The sequence below is a fragment of the Clostridium gasigenes genome, assembly GCF_017348895.1.
Taxonomy (GTDB): Bacteria; Bacillota; Clostridia; order Clostridiales; family Clostridiaceae; genus Clostridium; species Clostridium gasigenes.
Genome location: NZ_CP071376.1, coordinates 3190563 through 3213411, shown reverse-complemented (window position 1 = coordinate 3213411; position 22849 = coordinate 3190563). Strand labels below are relative to the sequence as shown.

Annotated in this window: 25 protein-coding genes and 3 pseudogenes; 12 read left to right on the top strand and 16 right to left on the bottom strand. The window is 27.7% G+C overall.

Going from position 1 to position 22849, the window contains the following annotated elements; translation table 11 throughout:
• The first annotated feature begins 169 nt into the window (after positions 1-169).
• Positions 170-1795 (top strand): putative ABC exporter domain-containing protein, encoded by a 1626-nt coding sequence (locus tag J1C67_RS15070; RefSeq protein WP_167865051.1) that lies wholly within the window; start codon positions 170-172, stop codon positions 1793-1795.
• A 12-nt stretch (positions 1796-1807) separates the two neighbouring features.
• On the top strand, positions 1808-2524 hold the full coding sequence (locus J1C67_RS15065) for an ABC transporter ATP-binding protein (protein ID WP_089965976.1): 717 nt from the start codon (positions 1808-1810) through the stop codon (positions 2522-2524).
• A gap of 361 nt (positions 2525-2885) precedes the next feature.
• Here the strand turns inward: J1C67_RS15065 and J1C67_RS15060 are convergent, their stop codons facing one another.
• From J1C67_RS15060 to J1C67_RS15045, 4 genes are all read right to left on the bottom strand, one after another.
• Positions 2886-3590 carry a phosphatase PAP2 family protein gene (locus J1C67_RS15060; protein WP_089965974.1) on the bottom strand — a complete coding sequence of 235 codons (705 nt, stop codon included), beginning with the start codon at positions 3588-3590 and terminating at the stop codon, positions 2886-2888.
• Positions 3591-3637: 47 nt separating this feature from the next.
• Positions 3638-4843, bottom strand: coding sequence for a BaiN/RdsA family NAD(P)/FAD-dependent oxidoreductase (locus J1C67_RS15055; RefSeq protein WP_167865050.1), 1206 nt, complete (start codon positions 4841-4843; stop codon positions 3638-3640).
• A gap of 263 nt (positions 4844-5106) precedes the next feature.
• Entirely contained in the window at positions 5107-5436 is a 330-nt protein-coding gene (locus J1C67_RS15050; RefSeq protein WP_167865049.1) for a single-stranded DNA-binding protein, read from the bottom strand.
• A gap of 122 nt (positions 5437-5558) precedes the next feature.
• Complete coding sequence (locus J1C67_RS15045; protein WP_167865048.1) at positions 5559-6026, bottom strand: UPF0158 family protein; 468 nt, start codon at positions 6024-6026, stop codon at positions 5559-5561.
• 182 nt (positions 6027-6208) lie between these two features.
• Here J1C67_RS15045 and J1C67_RS15040 point away from each other — a divergent pair.
• A pseudogene (locus J1C67_RS15040) lies at positions 6209-6594 on the top strand (lactate/malate family dehydrogenase); the annotation flags it as partial.
• A 63-nt stretch (positions 6595-6657) separates the two neighbouring features.
• Here the strand turns inward: J1C67_RS15040 and pcp are convergent.
• The 8 genes and pseudogenes from pcp to J1C67_RS15000 form a co-directional block, all read right to left on the bottom strand.
• On the bottom strand, positions 6658-7320 hold the full coding sequence (pcp, locus tag J1C67_RS15035) for a pyroglutamyl-peptidase I (protein ID WP_167865047.1): 663 nt from the start codon (positions 7318-7320) through the stop codon (positions 6658-6660).
• Between the two features lie 132 nt (positions 7321-7452).
• Positions 7453-7767 carry a hypothetical protein gene (locus tag J1C67_RS15030; RefSeq protein WP_167865046.1) on the bottom strand — a complete coding sequence of 105 codons (315 nt, stop codon included), beginning with the start codon at positions 7765-7767 and terminating at the stop codon, positions 7453-7455.
• Positions 7752-8414, bottom strand: coding sequence for an ABC transporter permease subunit (locus J1C67_RS15025; protein ID WP_167865045.1), 663 nt, complete (start codon positions 8412-8414; stop codon positions 7752-7754). Before J1C67_RS15025 ends, J1C67_RS15030 begins: the two co-directional genes overlap by 16 nt.
• A 77-nt stretch (positions 8415-8491) precedes the next feature.
• Positions 8492-9190: pseudogene (locus J1C67_RS15020) on the bottom strand (ABC transporter ATP-binding protein); the annotation flags it as partial.
• A 144-nt stretch (positions 9191-9334) separates the two neighbouring features.
• Positions 9335-10417 (bottom strand): N-acetylmuramoyl-L-alanine amidase, encoded by a 1083-nt coding sequence (locus tag J1C67_RS15015; protein WP_167865044.1) that lies wholly within the window; start codon positions 10415-10417, stop codon positions 9335-9337.
• Between the two features lie 210 nt (positions 10418-10627).
• Positions 10628-11524 (bottom strand): HD domain-containing protein, encoded by an 897-nt coding sequence (locus J1C67_RS15010; RefSeq protein ID WP_167865043.1) that lies wholly within the window; start codon positions 11522-11524, stop codon positions 10628-10630.
• A gap of 118 nt (positions 11525-11642) precedes the next feature.
• Entirely contained in the window at positions 11643-12479 is an 837-nt protein-coding gene (locus J1C67_RS15005) for a pyridoxamine kinase (protein WP_089965957.1), read from the bottom strand.
• 26 nt (positions 12480-12505) lie between these two features.
• Complete coding sequence (locus tag J1C67_RS15000) at positions 12506-13030, bottom strand: ECF transporter S component (RefSeq protein WP_167865042.1); 525 nt, start codon at positions 13028-13030, stop codon at positions 12506-12508.
• Positions 13031-13471: 441 nt separating this feature from the next.
• Here J1C67_RS15000 and J1C67_RS14995 point away from each other — a divergent pair, with 441 nt between their 5' ends.
• From J1C67_RS14995 to J1C67_RS14985, 7 genes and pseudogenes are all read left to right on the top strand, one after another.
• The gene (locus J1C67_RS14995) at positions 13472-13930 is read left to right on the top strand and encodes a recombinase family protein (protein WP_243176614.1); all 459 of its coding nucleotides are present in this window, start codon (positions 13472-13474) and stop codon (positions 13928-13930) included.
• 8 nt (positions 13931-13938) lie between these two features.
• Positions 13939-14034 carry a helix-turn-helix domain-containing protein gene (locus tag J1C67_RS19545; protein ID WP_243176612.1) on the top strand — a complete coding sequence of 32 codons (96 nt, stop codon included), beginning with the start codon at positions 13939-13941 and terminating at the stop codon, positions 14032-14034.
• A gap of 30 nt (positions 14035-14064) precedes the next feature.
• Positions 14065-14784, top strand: coding sequence for a DUF4158 domain-containing protein (locus J1C67_RS19995; protein WP_244980253.1), 720 nt, complete (start codon positions 14065-14067; stop codon positions 14782-14784).
• 91 nt (positions 14785-14875) lie between these two features.
• Positions 14876-15094 (top strand): hypothetical protein, encoded by a 219-nt coding sequence (locus tag J1C67_RS19990; RefSeq protein ID WP_243176611.1) that lies wholly within the window; start codon positions 14876-14878, stop codon positions 15092-15094.
• Positions 15095-15276: 182 nt separating this feature from the next.
• Positions 15277-16050, top strand: a pseudogene (locus J1C67_RS19985) (Tn3 family transposase).
• Positions 16047-16265 (top strand): Tn3 family transposase, encoded by a 219-nt coding sequence (locus J1C67_RS19980; protein ID WP_243176638.1) that lies wholly within the window; start codon positions 16047-16049, stop codon positions 16263-16265. Before J1C67_RS19985 ends, J1C67_RS19980 begins: the two are co-directional and overlap by 4 nt.
• A gap of 11 nt (positions 16266-16276) precedes the next feature.
• The gene (locus J1C67_RS14985; RefSeq protein ID WP_167865041.1) at positions 16277-16621 is read left to right on the top strand and encodes a hypothetical protein; all 345 of its coding nucleotides are present in this window, start codon (positions 16277-16279) and stop codon (positions 16619-16621) included.
• 1361 nt (positions 16622-17982) lie between these two features.
• Here the strand turns inward: J1C67_RS14985 and J1C67_RS19930 are convergent.
• Complete coding sequence (locus tag J1C67_RS19930; RefSeq protein WP_423738878.1) at positions 17983-18471, bottom strand: acyltransferase family protein; 489 nt, start codon at positions 18469-18471, stop codon at positions 17983-17985.
• A 634-nt stretch (positions 18472-19105) separates the two neighbouring features.
• On the opposite strand from J1C67_RS19930, the gene J1C67_RS14975 reads away from it, so the two are divergent.
• A complete protein-coding gene (locus J1C67_RS14975) occupies positions 19106-19420 on the top strand; it encodes a hypothetical protein (protein ID WP_207253524.1) in 315 nt (104 codons plus the stop codon).
• Positions 19421-19467: 47 nt separating this feature from the next.
• Here J1C67_RS14975 and J1C67_RS14970 read toward each other — a convergent pair whose 3' ends face one another.
• Entirely contained in the window at positions 19468-21714 is a 2247-nt protein-coding gene (locus J1C67_RS14970) for an N-acetylmuramoyl-L-alanine amidase (RefSeq protein ID WP_167865039.1), read from the bottom strand.
• Positions 21715-21879: 165 nt separating this feature from the next.
• Here J1C67_RS14970 and J1C67_RS14965 point away from each other — a divergent pair, with 165 nt between their 5' ends.
• On the top strand, positions 21880-22416 hold the full coding sequence (locus tag J1C67_RS14965; protein WP_167865038.1) for a sigma-70 family RNA polymerase sigma factor: 537 nt from the start codon (positions 21880-21882) through the stop codon (positions 22414-22416).
• 74 nt (positions 22417-22490) lie between these two features.
• Here J1C67_RS14965 and J1C67_RS14960 read toward each other — a convergent pair whose 3' ends face one another.
• Together J1C67_RS14960 and J1C67_RS19925 are read right to left on the bottom strand one after the other, a co-directional pair.
• Positions 22491-22778: a Tn3 family transposase gene (locus J1C67_RS14960; protein WP_167865037.1), complete on the bottom strand. Its 288-nt coding sequence runs from the start codon at positions 22776-22778 to the stop codon at positions 22491-22493.
• Positions 22779-22847, bottom strand: a complete 69-nt coding sequence (locus tag J1C67_RS19925) for a Tn3 family transposase (protein WP_167865320.1) — start codon at positions 22845-22847, stop codon at positions 22779-22781.
• Positions 22848-22849 lie beyond the last annotated feature (2 nt).

Sequence of the window (22849 nt, the reverse complement as noted above, 5' to 3'; positions counted from 1 at the left end):
TTCACTAATTATACCATACATTATATTTTCATCAAATTGTATGTATACATTATTTCACTTTATAAAATAACTATATACATTGAAGGACTTTTTTCAATTTCTACATCTAATTTGTATATAATTGTATTTAGAGTTATACTATTTTTATATAAAAGGAGGACTATTTTTTATGAAAGATTTAAAAATTTTATTATACTTAGACTTTTTAAAGATAAAAAATGGATTACTTGATGCTATTCATAACCCATTAATATTTCTAAAAAGATTTGGACCTGCTATATTTTTCTTAGTATTTTTTTTAATATTTTCAGGAAATTATAGCAACACAGATAATTTGAGCAATATAACCTTCACTATTTCTAATATAGTTTACACACAAGTTCTAGGTGGAATAGCTATATTTGCCTCAATATTAATTTTAGGAGTTTTCTCCTTTTACTTATGTGATTATACCCCTAAAAATTTTACACTTTCAGATATTCAATATTTATTTCCTTCTCCATTAAATAATAAAATTATACTATTCTATTCCATGGTAAAAAGTGCTATAAAGGGAGTCGGAATGTTTTTTTTATCGATAATATTTTTAATAGTTATACTAGTTTCAAAAACTAATATTTCGCTAGTTGGACTTATTCCAGTTGCTATAGGTTTCTTTTTTATTTTATTATTCTTTATATCTTTATCATATTTATTATTCGCAATAAAAGTAAAGACTGGACTTGAGAAAGAACTAAAACTTATTTCACGTATTTTTACTGGATTATTATTTATATTAATTTCATACTATATTTACAAATTATATACTTATGGATTTGATATATCATTATTTTTAAAAGATATTGGTTCTAGCTATTTAATATCTATTCCTATAATAAGCTCAATATCTAAATTTTCATCATTAATATTAATGCAGACATTAGTACCCCCAATTTTAGATTTGATATTCTTACTGAGTTTAATTATATTAAACTCCTATATATTTACCATATTAAATGTAGACTATTATGAAGACATAGCAAATAGTGTTGCAGATCTTAATGAAAAAATAAAAGTAGCTAAAGCCTCAAGAGGTTTTAATTATAATACTCAGGTTGAAAATAAAATAAAAAAAGTTAATATAGGCATATCATCAAAAGAGAGAACTGGTGTAATGGCTTTATATTGGAAATGTTCTGTAGCACGTAAAAGAAGACAGACCTCTATAAAAAAGTATCTTGTATTCGCATTAAATATTGCTATTTCTATAGGGGGTGCTTATGCTACTTTAAAAGGATATCAATTAATAGCATTAGTATCTATTAGCGTTTCAACACTTTATGGGGTATTAATATTTACAGCTGCTTCGGAACTACCAAGAGAGTTAAAAAATTTATATATTTACTTAATACCCGGTAGTCCTATTGCTAAAATTTTTGCTACACTTTTAGATGAGATACTATTACTAGTAATTAGAATTACTATAATGTTTGTACCATCTATAGTATTAAGACATGAATATTTAATTTTAGGTATAGGAATTTATATAATAACTATATTAACAACATTTGTTCTTAGAATGCAAAATTTAGTCATGATATTACTATTACCCCGAGAAGAAGATGTAGGACCTGGAATGCTTTCAATATTATTTTCAATGATTATTGTTATGGTTCCTGTAGGCATTACTGTATTAACATATTCAATTACTACAAATCCTTATATAGCTTTTGGAGCATTAACCATTGTTATAAGTATTTACTTTGGTTTATTAATGCTACTATGTAATACATTATTTAATAAAATAGAATATTAAAGAGGAGAAATTATGTTAGAAATTAAAAATCTAGTTAAATCATTTAAAAAAGTAAAGGCTATTGATAATATATCATTTTCCTTAAATAAAGGAGAAATTGCAATTTTATGTGGTCCTAACGGTGCTGGTAAAACTACAACTTTGAAATGCGTACTTTCTCTACTAAAAAAAGATAGTGGTGAAATACTTATTAACGACATACCTTCTAGTGATAGAAGTGTTCGAGAAACTTTAGCATACATCCCCGAAACCCCTGACCTTTATCCGCTTCTTACAATTTGGGAACACTTTAAATTTATAGCTTTAGCATATAATATAAAGGATTGGACCTCTAAAGCTGAAGAATATATAGAAGCTTTTAATTTAGTTGATAAAAAAGATACATTAGCAAAAGAACTTTCTAAAGGTATGAAACAAAAGGTATCTATTATAATGGCACTTATTCATAATCCTGATATTTTCTTTATTGATGAACCTTTTGTTGGATTAGATCCTCAAGGAATTAAAGAATTTAGAGAAATGATGCTTAAATTAAAGAATCTCGGTAAGACAATACTAGTTAGTACTCATGTTCTTGCGTCTATGGATGAAATAAGTGATACAATGATAATTATGAAGGAAGGAAAAATATTAGAGTTTGGAAATAAATACTCTTTACGTGAAAAATATAAAGAGAGTGGATCTATAGAAGATCTATTCTTTAAAGTTATTGATGTTAACCAACTTTAATTAATTTAAATATGAAGTTAGAGTCATTTATTTAACTTCATATTTCCTATTTTTCTTAGATTATTTATTTTTATTTTGTGTTTTGAGGTTGCTTTTATATAAAAAAAACTAGATTCGTATATTATTTTATTAACAGAATAGATTTTTATATAATACTACAATTAAATTACTAAAAATATTAAATCTATTTTTAGTAATTTATTTTTCATAAAAAAAAGAAATAATAGTGAACTATTATTTCTTTTTTTATCTTATTTACTATAGTATTATTAATAGGATCAACTTTAAAATATTCACTTTATAATGCGTGATATTAGAAAAATAAAAGATAATCATTGCTATAATTCCATTTAATATAAATTTAGTAAGTTATTTCGTTATTTTTATCAAATCTATTTTTAATACGTAATGGTAAATCTAATATTTTATTTAAACTTTCATTCTTTATTTTATTAATTAAAAATATTATTTCTTCACATAAAATAATAGATGCTATAATATCTAAAACAAAATGTTGCTTTATAAAAACAGTAGAAAGAATTATTAGTACGCCCACTGTTTGAGTATAATAAAAATATTTTTTATTATACTCAAACTTAGTATATCTCATAATAAAATATGTGTTCAAAACGTGTATTGATGGGAAACAATTAAAAGGTTTATCTTTTAAATATATGATATTTACCAGTTTATTTAATATATTAGACTTATCTACAACTGGTCTAATTATTTGAGTTGGAAATATATAATAAATAACATAGCAACAACTCATTCCAATTGTTATTGCTATAAAAACTTTAATATATTCACTTCTACTTTTATATAAAATATAGATTAACCCTATTGTAATAAATATATACCAGTAGATATATGGAATTATAAAAATTGATTCAAAAGGAATTAGTCTATCAAATCCAAGTTCAATATTTTTACCTGATTCAACTATATTAGCAGCTACAATATAATTTATATTTAATATTGGAAATAATAAGAACCATACTAAATCAATTGATTTAATATCTACATTTTTAATTTTTTTTATTATCTTAAAATACTCTGTCTTCATAATTGCCTCCAAATTAATGCACATATATTTGAATTAATTATATTAAATTAATAGTCACACCCTGATAAATACCCCGTTGAAAATGCTATTTGAAGGTTATACCCACCAGTTTCAGCATCAACATCTATTACTTCACCCGCAAAATAAAGATTTTTTATTATTTTCGACTCCATAGTTGATGCATTTATTTCTTTAACACTAACTCCTCCACTAGTTACCATCGCTGCTTTTATTGTTAATGTTTCTCTAACTGTAAGTTTCATTTCTTTAATAAAATCTATAATCTTTATTTCATCTTCCTTTTTTAAATCTGTTGGTTTTGTTTCCAATAAATCTAATGCCCCTAAAATTTCCTTTAAAAAGTTTTGTGTTAAAAGTCCTTTTAAATTATTAAAAATTGTTTTATTTGGATTACTTTTAATTATGTTTGAAATTTCTTCTCTAGACTTATCACTAAAAAAATCCAATGTAATTTCCACTTCTTCATTTTCTAATACTTTATTAATATGTGAAGATAATTTTAAAACTCCTGGACCCGATATTCCAAAGTGAGTAAATATCATATCACCTGTAATTTCTATCTTCTTCTTTTTTATTTTAACTTTAAATACAACTTCCTTCATCGCTACACCTTGTAAATTTTTAACAAACGTTTCTTTTATAACAAGAGGAATTAACGCTGCATATAATGGTTTTATAGTATGCCCAACCCCCCTTATTATTTCAAACATACTCCCATCAGAACCAGTAAGCGGATGACTTTTACCACCAGTTGTTATTATAACTTTATCCGCATATATATTTTTGCCATAATTAGTTATAACCCCTTTTGTTTCTCCATTCTCAATTATTAAATTATCTACCTTAGTATTATATAAAATTTTAACATTATTTTTTATAAGATCATTATTAAAAAGCTGAATTACTTCTTCTGATTTATCACTTTTAGTAAATACTTTTTCATCATATTCAACTTTATATTCAAGATTATTTTCAGTAAAATAATCTAATAAATCTGTATTAGAAAAAGTATAAAAAGCACTATATAAAAATTTCTTATTACTAACAACTTTATCAAATATCTCTTCAATACTTCTATTATTTGTAATATTACATCTTCCACCACCAGTAAGCTTTAACTTTTTTCCTATTTCATTATTTCTTTCTATTAATGTTACATCATTATTTTTTGATGCACTTAGTGCTGCCATAATACCAGCAGGGCCTGCCCCTACAACTATAACCTTAGCCATAATTTGATCTCCTTCTTTAGTATCTATTTTATTATTATAGTATTTATTATTACTTTAAATACGTACTCTTTATATTATACTACATTATATGAACTATGTTCTACTATCGCCTTTTATAAATTTCTACTGGTAGGAATATGAAAATAAAAGTTAGTATGAAAAAACGAGTTTAAAATTATACTCATAATATTAAACTCGCTTTTTTATTTTTTATTTTAAATAATTCTTAGTATATTTTTCTATCCTAATATCAATTTCTCTAATTAACTTATTGCTCTTTTTGAATCTACAAAAGTAAAGTCTTCAACTATAATTTTTGTACTATAAGACTTTACACCATTTTTATTTATATAACTACCAGTACTTAGCTTTCCTTCTATAGCAATTTTGCTTCCTTTTACTAAATGCGCAGCTAAAACCTCTGCCTGTCTTCCAAATGCTACAGTTTCTAAAAATATTGCTTTCTTTTCCTTTGTTCCATATATATATTCATTTAGAGCTACTATAAATTGAACATATGGGGTTCCTCCACTCTCACTTGTTTTAAGTTCCAAATCCTTTGTTACATTTCCAATAATATTTACTTTATTCATAATAAAAACCTCCTAATATTTGAGTTATTTTAATTATTAACTCAAACATAGGTTCTTATACATAAAATAGTTCAAATAAATTATTTAAGTTTTCTACCTGTTTTTTTTATATGCCTTATGTATTACTTTTCGTAATCTACACCATTTGTTTCACACCATTTTCTCGCCACTTCTAGACATCTTTCATCTCTAAAATAGTACCATTCATCAACTAATCCAATATCATAAACTGTATCTTTGAATTTTCTAAAAGCTTCTTCTCCACTTAAATTAATATTTAGCTTTTTTAATAAATCTTCATTATTACATTGTTTAATAAAATCTTCCATTATTACATATTCATTATATTCTTCTTGTTTTGGAAAATTTATATAATTATTAGGATTTTCCAGAAAATCTTTAGCTTGTTCTGCTGTTTCTCGTTTCCAGCTTTCTAACTTGATTGTATCTCCATTGCTTTTAGCTATTTCCATATCATCTTTTGATAATACAACCATACATTGCGATATAATATTGTAATAACTAGTCATTTCTTCCATTTCCATTTCTTGAACTTCTAAAATATCCTCTAGCGTAATTTTTTCACTCATTTTTATCTCCTTATAAAACTATATTTATTAAATTATAATATCATAATTTAACGTAGTTTACTAATATTTCACAGTTAACTTTATTTTAACTAACCTTTCATTATTATATTAGGCATTTAAAAAATAATAGTTATTGTGATATATATATTTCTCCGTTATTTTTTATAATATTACATTGTTATATAAATATAAAAAATATTAAGAAAGATAAATCTGAAGCTGAAGCTATTGATTTATCTCATGGGGCCTCTTTTGTCAACGCAGTTGATATAAGAACTAGTGAATATAAAGATACTATATAATTACAGTTGAGGTTGGCCCAAAACCTGGTGAAACTAGATTAGATATTATAAATAAAAATTATAATATTTTCAAACAGATTGTTCCTGAAGTTGATAAAGATGAGCATGGTGATTCTGAAATTACTGCATGGAGTTTAACAAACATTGCAGGAATGGATGCTGATATTTATTGAAATACGATTTGTAATAATTGTAATAAAAGCTTTAAAACTGAAATACCAAAGCAAATTAAAAATGTGGCCTATGAAATAATAAACAAAAAAGGCAGGTAAAATACCTGCCTTCTTCTAACACAAAAATAAAATTAACTTCATGAAGATTATTAATCTCTATTTAATTTTACTACATTTTCTATTTTTTGTCCAATCTCCATTTTCAATATCTTCATTATTTTCTACTGCTGCTTTTATTGATATTTCTAATCCTTTACAAATATCCTCTAAAGACATTGATGGCATATTAGGTTTTCTTATAACTTGACTTGGTATATATGGAACATGTATAAATCCACTCTTAATTCCAGGGTATTTCTTATTAGTTAAATAAAGAATACCATACATTACATGGTTACATACAAATGTACCTGCTGTATTTGAGACTGATGAAGGGATTCCTTCTTCGGACATTTCAAATACCATTGATTTTATTGGAAGGCTTGAGAAATATGCATTTTCTCCATCTTCAAATATTGAAACATCAATTGGTTGATTTCCTTCATTATCTTTTATTCTAGCATCATCTAAGTTTATAGCCACTCTTTCTGGAGTAACTCCAAATCTCCCACCTGCCTGACCTACTGATATTACAATGTTTGGACTATGTTTAATTATTGCTTCTTCTATTTTTTCTAAAGACTTCCCAAATACTGTTGGTATTTCTAATTTAATTATTTCTGCTCCAGCTATGTTTTCTGGTAATAATTTAACTGCTTCTAATGCCGGGTTTATATTTTCTTTACCAAATGGATCAAATCCAATAATAAGTGCTCTCATATTAAAAACTTCCTTACAATTTATTATTTATATAAATTATTAATATTAAGAAAATAGTATTTAATTATTATAACTACTTTTTAATATTAAGTCTAGATTTTATTTTACATTTTATAGTTTAATTGTATTTTTTTATAAATAAACACTCTTTTTTATAATATCTATATAACTTAAGGCTTCCTCTCTTATCTTTACTGTATTTTTCATAATTTCTTTATAATCACCTTTATACTGCGCTATAAATTTATTATTCAACCCTTCTGAAACATAAATAATTATTTCCAAAACCTTATTTACATTAACATCTTCCTTAAATTTCGAATAATCTATATTTTTAAGTAATAACTCATTAGTAAGTAGCACATATCTATTATAGTCCACTTCTAACTCAGCTTTAAACTCATTATACAACTCTCCAAAAGCCTGAACTACTATTCCTGACTCCATTTTAAATTCAAATGCGACTTCCCCTTTACCATTGAAACTTGTATAATTCTATCGAACATATCTAAAGATAGGACTATAACTAACCTTACTTTTTTAAATAATGTTGAAATTGCAAAACAAATAGTTCCAAATGTTAGGTGTAAAATCAGAGGTGTAACTGCTAAAAGAGTAACAATTTCCCCATCTACAGGTGCATTTGCAAAAGCATATATTCCACCTGCCATAAGCATTGCAATTACAATGTTAAACATTGTAATTATTGTAACGAAAGCCATATATTTGGCACAATAAATTTCATTTCTTGTTATTGGTTTACTTAATAAATATTCTATAGTTTTATCATCCTCTTCTTTTACAAGTAAACTTGATGATAAATATACAGCAAAAATGGATCCCATTAATATAACAATTAAATGTCCTTTACTTTCGTAAAATCCTTCAATTTTAATCATATTTAAATTATCCATTCCAAACGCTGCAAGAAGTGCCTTTGTCATAACATCCATCATTTCTGTTAATTTTTCTAAGTCATCTTTCATCACGGTAAATGATCCCACCATCATTAAGACTAAAGCAGCTATAATTAAAGTCCATATAATTACTAACTTTATATTACTCTTTAACTCTCTTTTAAATATATCATTCATATTTTCTTCCTATCTTTCATAATTTTTTTAAAAAACCTCTTCTAAAGATGGATTTTCTATATTAATATCTACAATGTTCACTTTCCTAATTCACTCATTAACTTATTAATGTATCCAGTATAACTGAACGTTATATTATTTTTTTCATATTTAATATCCATAGCTCCTTCTATATTGATTTTTTCTTCATTACGAACTTTTAAGATAACATGTTTAAGTTTCATTTCATTTATATCACTTATCTCCTCTACTTTGATAATCTTTCCATCTTTAATAATGCAAACTCTATCACATAACCTTTTAACTTCTGATAATACATGTGCTGAATAAATAATAGTCTTTCCCTTCAATTTTAAATCTTCAATAATTTTTAAAAATTCTTCCTGAATTAAAGGATTTAATCCACCTGTTGGTTCATCAAATATATAAATATCACCATCAGATAGAATTGCATCTACTATACCAACCTTTTTCTTGTTTCCATAAGATAAATCATCTATTTTCTTTGTTAAATCTAACTTTAGCTTATTTGCTAACTCTTCAATTGATATATTATCTTTCTTATAAAGCTTTTGAGAATACTTAAGTATATCCTTAACTTTCATATCACTATAATAGTTACACTCTGATGGTAAGTATCCAATATTACTTCTTACTTCCTTTTCATTAGTCTCTATATTTTTATTATTAACTTTAATATCTCCACTAGTTTTCTTTATAAGACCAAGTATAGATCTTATAATTGTAGATTTCCCGGCTCCATTTGCCCCTATTAGCCCAAATAATTTTCTTTTTTAATATCAATTTAGTGAAATATAAAAAAGCTAGAATTAACAATAAAAATATCCTGTTTTATATTAGGATTCTTTATTACTAATTCCAGCTTTAAGCATAGTATATAACTATTTTTTATCTTCTAATTAATATGATGGTCTTGATGTTATTGTACTTTCATTATCCCTAGGTGCATAAATATTAACCTTTCCCCAAACTGATGTTATTATAGTATATACATCCCCTATAGGATTCCCCTTAATTTCATAAGATAATCCTCCATAAGTTACTGGTGCTAAACTACCTATTTCATTTCCTATAACAGGATTTTTACCTAATGGGTAAACTCTCCAGCTACTTACACTTGGGCTCAGATTTAAATATTTAACAGTGCTTGGCACACTTGGACTACCTCCATCATTAGAACTATTTGTAAATGAACATGAACTATCATTAGATGGAGCATATATATTTACCTTACCCCAAACAGATGTCTCTATAGTATATATATCTACTGATGGACTTCCTAGTATTAAATACGATAATCCTCCATATTGAGACGGTGCAAGCTTTCCAACTTCATTTCCAACTACTGGAGACTTACCTAATGGATATACCCTCCAACTAGTTACGCTAGGACTTAAATTCAAGTATTTATTTTTGTTTATTGTCCCCCCATTAGAATTCTCACCACTTGTTTCTCTATCAGGTATAGAAACTGTTGAACCCACTAATCCCTTTACTATTGCATCTGCAATTTTTTCAGGATTATATATTTTCATATCTGATTCATTGTCAATAAATCCACATTCTATAAGCATAGAATTTGTCCAAATACTACCTACCAGAGCAAGTTCAGATCCATCTTTAATTCCTCTATTAACATATCCCATCTCACAAATATTTTTCAAAATATTTGTTGCTTGAGAAAATGCTTGTCCATTTTTTGTATATATTTCAACCCCTCTTCCTGCACCTGAATTCAAATGGATTGAAACTGAAATTTCTGCACTTTTTGAATTTGCAGAATTTACCCGTACATTTAAGCTTTCTCTAACTGAGTTTGAATAATCTGGAGCTATTGCATAAACAGTGTGTCCAAGCTTCTCTAATTTACTCTTAATTCTTTTTCCTATTTCTCTAGTGCATATTTCCTCTCTATATCCATTTCCAGATGCACCTGTATCATATCCTGAAAGACAATGTCCATAATCTATTACAATCTTCATTTTAGTCACCTCATTATAAAATATGCATATACTATGCTTTTTGACATTTAATAAATAAAAAAAGAAAATACACGCTAAAATTCATAAATAAACGTGTATTTTTATATTTATTAAATGAGATAATTACTTAAATAATTATTGATCTTAACAAATTTAAAAGAGTGCAAAAACCAATAAATTTCTGCACTCTTTTTTTATTAAATTTATACTTTATACAAAAAGCTTTCCATCCATTCTTCTTTCATAAGAAGTCCACTCGCCTTCTTCTACACCATCCATAACAATATCAATTTTATTCATAGTTGAATCTACATAGTCTGAATAATGAACTATATAAGATTCCTGGCTCTTCATTGTTTTTGGTGATCCATATTCTAGCTTTCCATGATGTTGAACTATAATACCTTTAATTCTTTGTCTAAACTCATGTGTATATAACTCAGGATTTGCTCTAAATGCTTCTTCAAGCATTGTAACTCCAATAACTATATGACCTTCCATTTCGCCTTCTAGTGAGTAAGTAAATGGTCCATCATAATTCATCTCTTTTATTTTACCAATATCATGTAGTTTAGCTCCAAGTATAGCTATTTCTTTATGTCTACAATTATATCTATCTGCAAACATTTTTGCTAAATAAGTTACCCCTAAAGTATGCTCTGCGAGCCCACCTAAATAATTATGGTGTTGATATACTCCTCCAATAGCTTTTGTAAATCGTTCTAAAAACTTCTCATCTTTAAAGAAATAGTTATTTAAAGAGATTACTTCTGGACTTTTAAACTCTATATATGTAAGTTCTTCTAATTCTTTCATTATATCTTCAACCGGTCTCTTTACTGATGGCACATAATCCCGTAAATCGAAGTCTTCTATAATTTGTAAGACTTCTGCTTTGTAAAGATTTCCATATGTGCCTTTAGTTTTAACTACATGTCCCACGGTAAGTTTTTTCTTTTCATCTTTAAGCACTGCTTTAACTTCTTTTGTTTTATCTCCTATGTACGCTGTCATTGTAAGTTCATCTCTTGATAATATTTTTATTATCATTAATGACATTTCAACTTTTTCACCTATTTTAACTTCATTTAAATACTTTTCTTTCATTTGTGGCTCCTTTTTATCATTTCTAAATTTTTGTATTGGATTATATTTTAAATATGATATTAGTATTTACTTTAATCCTCTTATCAATTCTTAAAATTCAAATTAATTATTAATTATTTTATAAAAGTTTTTTTAAGCATTTTTCCAATAAGACACCTTCTTTAGTATCATAATCATATTTACTACTTTCTTTTATACATTCTACCACAAAATTGCTTGCTTTTATAACACTTTGTTCTAAATCATTTCCATTTGTAAGTTCAGCAAGTAATACTGATGCAAATATATCCCCTGTTCCCGGATAACTTTTCTTTTCTTTTTTATGAGTTATAATATTAAAATAATCAGTTTTACTATTATAGATTGCTAACGAAACCTCTTCAATACTATCACTAGGTACACTTGTTATAATTATATTTTCACTTCCAAGTTTTGAAAGTTTTATACATAACCTTTTAACATCATTAATTTCAATAATATCTTTTTCCAAACTATTAGTTAAATAACATGCTTCTGTAAAATTTGGTGTTATAATATCTGATAATTTTATAATACACTTTAGTTGGTCAACATAATATTTATTAAAATTTGAATATAACTTTCCGTTATCCCCACATATAGGGTCAAATAAGACTATTCCATTTTCTACTTTAAAATTATTTATAAAATTAATTGCACTAATTATATTATCTTCATTACCTAAATACCCAACAAATATTCCTTTAAACTTTATATTATTATCTTTATAATGCTTAACTGTTTCATCTATAAATCCTGGAATGTTTTTTATTATAGGTATTCCAAAGCCTCCAGTATGTGTAGATAAAACAAGGGTGGGTATAGGACACGGTTCTATACCCATAATGCTCAGAACTGGTATAATATTAGTTAAAGCGACTTTTCCAATACCGCATAAATCATGAATAATTGCAATTTTATTTACTGGCTTTTTCAAAACATACTTACCTTTAATCTTTCATTTTATTGTAATTTGAAATTTGATTTATTCATTACTTTTTTTATAGCACTTGCTAAGGGTATTGCAATTATTATTCCAATAGTTGTAGTAATTAATGAAGTCCCTAAGCTTGATATAGCTACTGCCCATGTTCTGCCAAGAAATAATAAATTATTTAAAAAATAACCACTTATAGATACTAATCCTCCAGCTATAAAAGCTATTAAATTATATTTAATACTATTCCCTTCTTTTTCTTTGGCAAAGGCTATAGTTCCAGCTACATATCCTGTCAATCCTTTTATTACAAATGTTTGTATTGTATAGGCAGCAAAACCATTTAATAAATCAAATATAGAACAACCTATTGCCCCTGCAAGGCCTGCATCTCTACCAATTATAACTGCTGCTACAAAAATAGCTGTTGTCCCAAGATGTATCATTGATTGAGTTGGACCTATAGGTATTCTAATATTAATTAATGTCCCCACATAACATATTGCTGCTAAAAGTGCAATTACTACTAACCTCTTTGTTTTAAATCTCATTTGAATCCCCCCTTAACTACTTCTCTTATTTCTATATTTATATCATATTTTCTAAAGGTTTTATTGTCAAATGTATCCATACAATTTTAATAAATTCTATTAATCCTATTTATTTAAATGGTTTTTTATTATTTACATTTAGGGGTAGCGCCAACATTTCAGACAAAACTTACGCTAAGACATAAAATTGATTATAACTTATACTTTTATAACATTTAATTCTAATCATTCTTATAGTGTTCATCAACAAGAGTTTAAATAAATGCTCTTGTTTTATTTTTTGAGAGAGTACCATAAGCGAACGTTTATGGTACTGAAATAGTTTGGTGCTTTTTTAGTTCTTATTTTCGTAATATGCAGTACCAAAACTATTACAAAAAACAAAGTATAAAAATTGACTATAGCCTAACATTTTAGGTACTATTTAAGTAAGGTGATGGAATGAAAATTGGTTATGCAAGGGTAAATACTGAAGAACAAAATCTAGATAGACAGATAGATATCCTAAAACAGGTTAGTTGCGATAGGAGCTATGAAGAAATAATATTTGGACTGAAAAAGGAACGTCCAGAACTTACTAAAATGCTAGATCAACTTCGTACTGGTGATGTAGTAATTATAGCAGAGCTTACAAGATTGAGCCGAAGTTTTAAAGACCTTTTTAGTCTTGTGGCGCAGATTGAGGAAAAAGGTTCTAATATTAAATCAATTAAGGAATCCTGGGTTGATGCTACAACTGCTCAAAGGAAGCTGATGTTTACTATATTTGCAGGTATTAGTCAGTTTGAACGTGATCTTATATCTCAAAGAACAATAGAAGGACTTAATGCAGCACGTGCACTAGGAAAAAAAGGTGGCCGCCCAAAAGTAAATGATAAAGAGATAAAGAGATTAAGATAGCAATTAAGATGTATAATAGCAATAACTACAGCATTTCTGAAATTACGAAAGCAACTGGCATTAGCAAAGCTACTATTTATCAGTATATTAATAATAATAAATAGGTTTAGTAATTAAAACAAGGAGTTGATATAGTGGCAGCACCAGAAATTTTACTGACAGAGGATCAGAGACTTGAATTTACTCAAATACCACAAAATATTAGTGAATACGAAATTGCAAAATACTATACTTTTCCTTCATATGATATTGACATCATTAATAGACATAGAAGAGATTATAACCGTCTTGGCTTCGCTGTTCAATTAGCCTTACTAAGTAATCCAGTTTGGTCTTTAATCAGCATAAATAATATTCCTGAAAGTGTTTTAAATTACATTGCAGAACAAATACAAGTTAGTTCAAAAGAGCTTCAATTATATGCTCAAAGAGAGAATACAAGATTAGAACATCTACAGGAGATTAGAGAAATATATGGATTTAAGAACTACACTGACCAACATAATCAATCTTTAATACAAACATTACTTCCTTATGCCATTGAAAATGACAATGTCATAAATCTCATGAAATTAGCAATCAACGAAATTAAAAAACAAAAAATAATACTACCAGGTATTACTACCATTGAAGAAGTTGTGAGTGAAGTAATAGCAACGGCCGATGAAGAATTTATTGAAATTATAAATACTAGTATTACAAGTGATCAAAAGTATCAACTAGATATGCTTATAAACGCTCAAACTGAGGATACAAAGACAAGACTTGGTTGGTTGAAAGAAGATCAAGGACATTCATCACCAAAAGCATTTGCAGAAGTAATAGAACGACTAGAATTGATAAGAAGCCTGTAGCTTGAACTAAATATTGTGGGGCTACATCCAAATAGAATTCGTCAATTATCTAGGTTAGGATCTAAATATGAACCATTTTCATTAAGAAGATTTGAATGAAAAGATTGTTTACTATATAGATGTTGGAGCTGCTTTGATAAAGGCAAGGGAGGCGGATTTAGACCCATTTAAAACACTAGAAGCTGTAATGACATGGAGTAAGCTTGTAGAGTCTGTTGAAGGAAGCAGAATTTCAAAGACTTTGAAGAATATCTTATCCCACATGCTGAATGGAACATTGTTAAAAAAACAGGTGCAAGACTTGCAGTAAACCTAGATGTGAGCGAATACCTACAAGAAAGAATTTAATCATTGAACAGTAGATTAAAGTGGTTCTCAGAAAATATTGATAGGTTAGATGGTGTAGCAATTGAAAATTCTAAGATACATATTGATAAATTAGAAAAGAGTACTCCCCCAGAAGCTATTCTATTAAGGCGGAAGTTATATAAAATGATGCCTAGAATTAAACTTCCTGATTTACTTTTGGAAGTATTAAAGTGGACAAACTTTGATAGAAATTTTATTCATGCTTCAAGTGGGCATGTTGCTAAAAGTGAAGAAAAAACCATACTAATACCAGCACTTATGGCTCTGGGAAATAATATAGGATTGTCAAAAATGGCTGATTCAACGCCTGGTATATATTATAGGCAAATGGCTAATACAGCACAATGGAGATTATATGATGATGCTATGAAAAAAGCACAATCTACACTTGTTAATTATCAGCATAAATTATTTTTATCAGCCTTTTAGGGTGATGGAAGCACTTCCTCCGGTGATGGCATGCGTGTTCAGGTTGGAGTATCTTCTTTACATGCTGACACTAATCCACATTATGGCACTGGGAAAGGGACTACCATGTATAGATTTGTAAGTGACCAATTTTCAACTTTTTACACTAAGGTTATAAATACTAATGCCAGGGATGCAGTACATGTAATTGATGGACTTCTTTATCACGAAACAGATTTAAATATTGAGGAACATTATACAGATACAGCCGGTTACACTGACCAGGTATTTGGATTAAGTCATTTACTAGGTTTTCGCTTTGCACCGAGAATTAGGGATATATCAGAAATCAAACTATATTGTACTGGAAAGGTCAGTGAGTATCCTAAAATTGAGAGCATTTTGAATGGGCGTATAAACACTAAAATAAACGTGGAGAATTTAGAGAACGAGAGTTACAGGATCAGCTTCAAAGAGCAAATGCTCTGAATATTTTAATTAATGCTATCAGCATTTGGAATACAACTTGTTTACAAAAGGCTATAGGTCATTTAAAACAGAATTATACCTTTGATGAAAGTTTACTTAAACATATATCCCCATTAGGATGGGAACATATCAATTTACTTGGCGAATATAATTTTGAAGTTAAAAATATTCTTGAATCGGATGAATTGAGACCGTTGAATATTAATACGCCATAAAATGGCTTAGAGTGGATAAAAAGTCAATTTTTTATCCATTTTATGTCTTAGAGTGGGTTTTGTCGGAAATGTTGGCGCTACCCCTTAAAGAGATAGATGAAAACAACAAGGAAGAAATTAAAGCTATTAAGAAGGCTCATAAAGAAGAATTAAACGCTATAGAAACAGAGGAAATATCTAAACTAAAGAAAGAGCTTACAAAGCAATTTAAAGAGGAATTAGATAATAAACTAGAAGTTGAAAAATCAAAGTACCAATTAGAATTAGATAAGGCTATAAATAAAGAGCAATTACTACAAGAAAAGTATAATACCTTAGAAATGAAATTAGAAAATATTAAACCGATTAATAATTAAATTATTAATCTGTGATAAAGTGTAAAAGATAAATATCAACTCCAAGAGCGTAATCGTAATGGTTGTGTCTTTTTATATTTTAGGTGGATTCCCTAGTCAAGTTAATTATTGTTGAAAGGTAAACACGCTAGAACTTAGGTAAAGTGCTTAATAACCATTGTATTGCGTATAATTATAATAAAAAGGTATAAATATAAAAGTCAAAGTGGAAAAATTATCAATATATAATAAAAAAGTACGTATATATTAATGTATCTCAGTTTTTCTTTATTTATATCAATTTTTTTTGCTTTACAAAGAAAAAAATATAGTTACGATATACTATATATTGTGTATAAAAAGTGGATAAACAAAAAAAATCAATATATAATGTATTCCTAGCCATAAATTATACCTATATACCTCGCTAGGATAGGAGGTGAGAAGATGAAGAAAAGGAAGTGTTTAAGACATAGAAAAAAGTACCACTTTAAAAAAAGAGATACTTTGGACACCACCATTTATATTAATGCTACTCGACATAGCAAATAATATATTAGAAATGGTAAATAAATTAATTTAATATTTTAGAAAAAAGCATTACTAACTTGTAAATAAGTAGTGCTTTTTTAATTACATTGTAATACTACTATCCCAAAATATCAACATATGTTGAAAACAAAATAGAACTGTATAGCACAGAATAGAACCAGTAAGGAAAGTAAATCACAAAAAAATACACCAATTGGACATTTTAGCACACAAACTTTGTGAATGATTAAATAAGAAATAAAATAACATATCAAAAAGGTACTATTTCGTGTAGCTCTACACGAAATAGTACCTTTTTTATTAATGTTTAGTTCTAGTAAACCAAATCAGCTAATTTTCAAAAAAATGATAGCTACCAATGGCTTAAAATCGTTGATTTTTACTTATTAGTTAAAAGATGTATTTAGCGAATGTATATATATAAGTGGTTATACTATGTATAGATTTTAATGGAACATCATTTTGAAAAGTCCCCTAAAAATAAAAACTTAAGTATCTTAAATATTCTAAGTATATATATAGAAAATGGTAGGCAAAAAATTTCTATCATCATGTTGCTTATAAAAAATATATTGTAGTTAGAAATTTTTAATCTTTTCTATGAGCATGAGTATTAGAACTATACCAAATAATCCGCAAAGAAAATTTAAAGTGCTTAGAATATATTTTGATATAAATATTTGATTAGATATTATATATGAATATGAAAAAATACATGTTGTAGAAATAATAAAGAGAGTTATTCTTTTAAACGGAGAAATAAATTTAAATATATTATTTTTATCAACTTCATAATATGTTCTAAAATAAAGGCCTATAAGAAAATAGACTTAAAAGAAGCTTATTCTACTAATAGATAAAAAGTTTATGTATTGAGGTGTAAATATATTGAAAAATAATGAGAATACAATTATTAGATTTAATGGTAATTTCACAATAAGTGGTTCAATTATATTAATAAGCAATAGAGTGTATAAAAACCAAAGAGATCCCATGACCCCATTTTCAGGATATAAAAATACTGTTTTAATTATCTCTAGCAAAGTACTAATGGATAACGGTTCATTAAGTAGTTGTTTGAAAATAATAATTATAAAATTAGTTATAAAAGAAATTGTTAAAAATGGAGCTCCTAATCTGTAAAACTTAGTTTTTATAAAATCTAAGTAGTTCTTATTTAAATTCATGTTAATAATTTTGTATGACAAAAAACCAGATACCAAAAAAAATAATGGCATATGAATAGAATAAATTAATTGTACTATGAATTCATAAGTATAAGGTCTTTGTAAAAAAGATGGTGTAGAAGCATGTCCTATAAAAACTAACAGTATTGCTATTCCTTTGACTATTTTTATTCAACTATTATTATTACAAACCATTTGAAGGTTGCATTTCTATTAAAACATTTTTTATGTAGCCAATGGCCTAAGAGTATGGTAAAATATTCAATAATAGCCTCCGCTAATGGCGTTCTCATTTTTTGGCTTGTAGCTAAAAGGATATTACATTTTTAGCGTGATGGCTATTGTTTTTTTTATTGAGAACTTTTGACTGTCCAGTAATTGAATAACTAACTTTAAAATTTATAGACTAAATTAAAATTGTATAGGGGGGGGCATGAAAATACGTATAAAAAAAAGTAATCTTTTTTATAATCTTATACTTATTATATTAGTATTGTTTTTAGTATTCTTGGGGGATATAGAACCGGCTAATAGAAATGATTTAGGGATGTTCTTTATTTTAAATATGGACTCCGATACTTTATTTTACCTGCTACTAACGATGTTTAGTTCGCTTTTGATGATAAAAGCAACTATCATTATATATAGATTTAAAACCAAGAGTGAATCTGTTAAAAAAATAAAAATAATATCTTGGATTGTATCCTTTTTATTTCTATCATGCGTGATATTATATTCGTGCTTTGGTTTTTCTCTTAGTAATTCTATGTCAGATTATTATACATTTAATTTCCAAGATAGAGATAAGACTATAGTTGTCAAGCAAAAGCATATTAGAGGAAAACGACATGATAGTTTAAGTTTCTACGACTTAAATAAAGGTGTGTTCTTGAAGCCTTTTGATAAAGAAGAACATGAGGCCGGTTTCGAGAAGAGTCGTTACGATGTCAAGCTTAACAATACAGAAGAATCATTTAACTGGATAACTGATACTGTTGTGGAAATGCCACACGAAGAAAATAACATTATATATACTATTGACCTCGAGAAGCGTTTAGTTAAAATGAATAATATAAAATAGAGGGTTGTAAATTACAACCCTCTATTTTATATTATTATTTCAAATTATTATTTCAAATTATATATATATTTTGCGAAAGCTCTATATCCAGCGTCTGTAGTTGAAGCATATACTTCAGCTCCAGCAGCTTGTCCCCACATCTTCTTTTTCAATAAATGGCCTCCTGCTTCAAAAGCAAAACCGAAACCTTTATAAGTCATTATCGTTTTTACTTTATTGTATATTTCATCAAATGAGGCGCTTTTAGAAAGTTCAAGATCATTTGTTAAAAATAGTTCTTTTCTTGAACTATTAGTAACAAAAGCAAAATAATCTTCAAAAACTCTATCTAGTCTTTTGGATTCGTAAGCTTTAGCGATTGCAATAGCATCTATATCAGCCTCTAAATCTATTTTTGAAAAAGAATAATCCTTACTTCCCATTAATTCGTAAGCTGTTTCTAACTCAGATTTTTCAGCGTTCCTATTCTTTGCAATATCTCCTATAAGGGTAGCTAAATCTCCACCCCAACCAGTCCAAAATGCAGGGCAAATTATTGACCTACGATATCCTAATGCTGTAGCTATTAAATGAGCTATGTCAACCTCTCTATCGTAAATGTATATATTATCTGTTGCAAGTTTATATAATTTATTTCCAGTTTGTGGATGGGATATTGCTAATGCTTGAACGGCACCACTTGGCGAGCCAAGGATAAGGTCCCATTGAAGACCTGTATAATCCTTACTTCTTATATAGTCTCCAGTATCTTCGTTAGCATATTTAACTGTTTTCCATGGATGTAATTTTGCAAAACAGTCGTAAACCTCAGCAATCAATTCAGTGTCGTGTTTCATAGGTTTAATCACTGGTCCATCAGGTTCTGGTGTAGTAGTTGAGCCACCAATTGATTTACCCATTACAGCGTCAAAAATAGCTTGAGCAAAATCACCCTGTCTGCTTCTAAGTTTGTTAGCATCCCCTACATTATCAATAAATGCGGTTTCAACTAAGACTGCTGGCATACTTGTTAATCTAAGTACTGCAAAGTCGGCTTCTTTGAATCCTCTGTTGTAAGTAACTAACCTTCTTGAAATAGAGGTGGCAATATCAGTTGCTAATCTCTTATTTTCTGCTGTACTATTCGGATAAGTATAACATTCTGTTCCATATGCACTACCACTTCCGTCAAGTGCATTAGCGTGAATTGATATAAAAATATCTGCTCCCCATTTATTTGCCATTTCTGCTCTTTCAGCTAATTCTACACTATTGTCAGAATATCTTGAGTGAGATACCTGTATTCCCTTAGCTTTAAATAAATCTGTTAACTTTTGTGCAATAGCAAGAACAATATCTTTCTCTTTTAATCCGTTACCACAAGCACCTGGATCATTTCCTCCATGCCCTGCGTCAATGAACACCTTTTGCACTCCTGGTATTCCAACTCCACTGTAATTACCAGAGCCACCAGAACTATCAGATATATCAGTACAGTTTGCCCATCTTTCACCAGTAACTTGATCTTTAACAGTCATGTAAACTCTTCTACCGCTTATGCCTGTCCAGCTTATCCATACATACTTATTAGTTATTACAACATAATCGTAAATAACAGATTCACCTAAATGATATTGATCTAAAACAACGCCTGTCGTTGAACATGGAATATTTCTTATATTTATAGATCTATCTGGATAACATATACCACTCTCAGAATACTCATTAATTATTGGTTCAGACCCTGTAGGTGTATTAGATTCACCAAATCCACCCGGTACATCTCCGCAATCTGCAAATCTCTCACCAGTAGATTGGTCCTTAACAGCCATATATCTTCTAGCACCACTTCTAGAAATCCAACTTATCCAAACATATTTATCAGTTTTAACAACATAGTCATAAATAACGCTTTCACCTTGATAGTATTGGTCTAATATGGATCCTGTTGATGAACATGGTAAATCTCTAATATTAATGGTCATTTTAGGATAACATATACCACTCTCAGGATATTCTTGCACTATTGTTTCAGTACCTACAGAAGAATTAGCAATATCAGCACAGTCACCGAATCTTTCTCCTGTAACTTGGTCTTTAATTGCCATATAAACCCTTCTACCACTTGTTGATAACCAACTTATCCAAACATATTTGTCAGTTTTAACTACTTGATCATAAATAACTGATTCATCTTGGAGATACTGATCTAAGATAACTCCGGTTGTTGCACATGGCGCAGTTCTTATGTTGATGCTTATTCTTGGGTAACATATACCACTTTCCGAATATTTGTTAACTATTACTTCTGCCATAAAAAAAAACTCCTTTTAAATTTTATTGTCTGATTGAGTGACTAGTCATTAATAATAAAGAGTAATTAATGTATTTTGTAAACTGAATAAATTATAAAAAAATAAAAATATTTAGCTTACAAATAGAACATATGCTTGCTAGGCGTATGTGTGAGGTGATTTAATATGGGAAATGGGATTTATGAGTATATTAAAAAATATAAAGATGGTAATGATAAGGCATTAGAAGAAATCATTAAAATATTTAATGCGATAATAAATAAGTACTCTAGAATACTAGAGGGAGAAGATACAAAACAAGATCTAAGTTTATATTTAATTAAAATAATTAATAATATTACTATAGAAAACAAAGATTTTTATAAAGATAAAATTATCTTTGCGTACATAGCAAAGTCTATAAGAAATGAATATATAAAGTTATCACAAAAATATGATAAAAGAAAAATTAATGAAACAGAATTAATTTTAGATACAGAGATAGTGGATGATGAGTTTGGGTCTGAAATAGAAATGTTAGATATATTTAAAATATTAACTAAAAAAGAAGCGTATATAATGAGATTAATATACGTAAATTATTTATCTATAAGTGAAGTAGCTGATTTTATGAAAGTAACAAGACAATCTATAAATCAAACAAAGAATAGAGCATTAAAGAAACTAAGGTATATATATTGGGGTAGTAACCGAAAAGCGTAAATTTACCACGATAAGACATATAATTCCAAATGGACGATATAGTTAAAAACATTTTTAACTATATCGCAGTAATGTTAAATTTCTTTCAAAGATCTCATATTATCTACTAAATTATAATCAAATTTATATTGACCAATAAAATTGATATGTTCCCATCCAAGTGGAGAAACATGTTTTAGAAAGTCGTCATTAACATCTTCTTTTTCTTTAAGTTTATCAACTACTTTAGGTAAATACATTGTATTCCAAAGCGTTATTGCATTTATACTTAGAGAAGTAGCTCTTTGTAGCTGTCCCTGAATACCTTTTTCATGAAGCATTCCATATTTTCCAAAGAGTATGGCTCTAGCCAGTGCATTCATTTATTCACCTTTATTCAATACTATCTGAATTTTTCTTCTGAAATCTTCGTCTGATAAATAATCAAGGATAA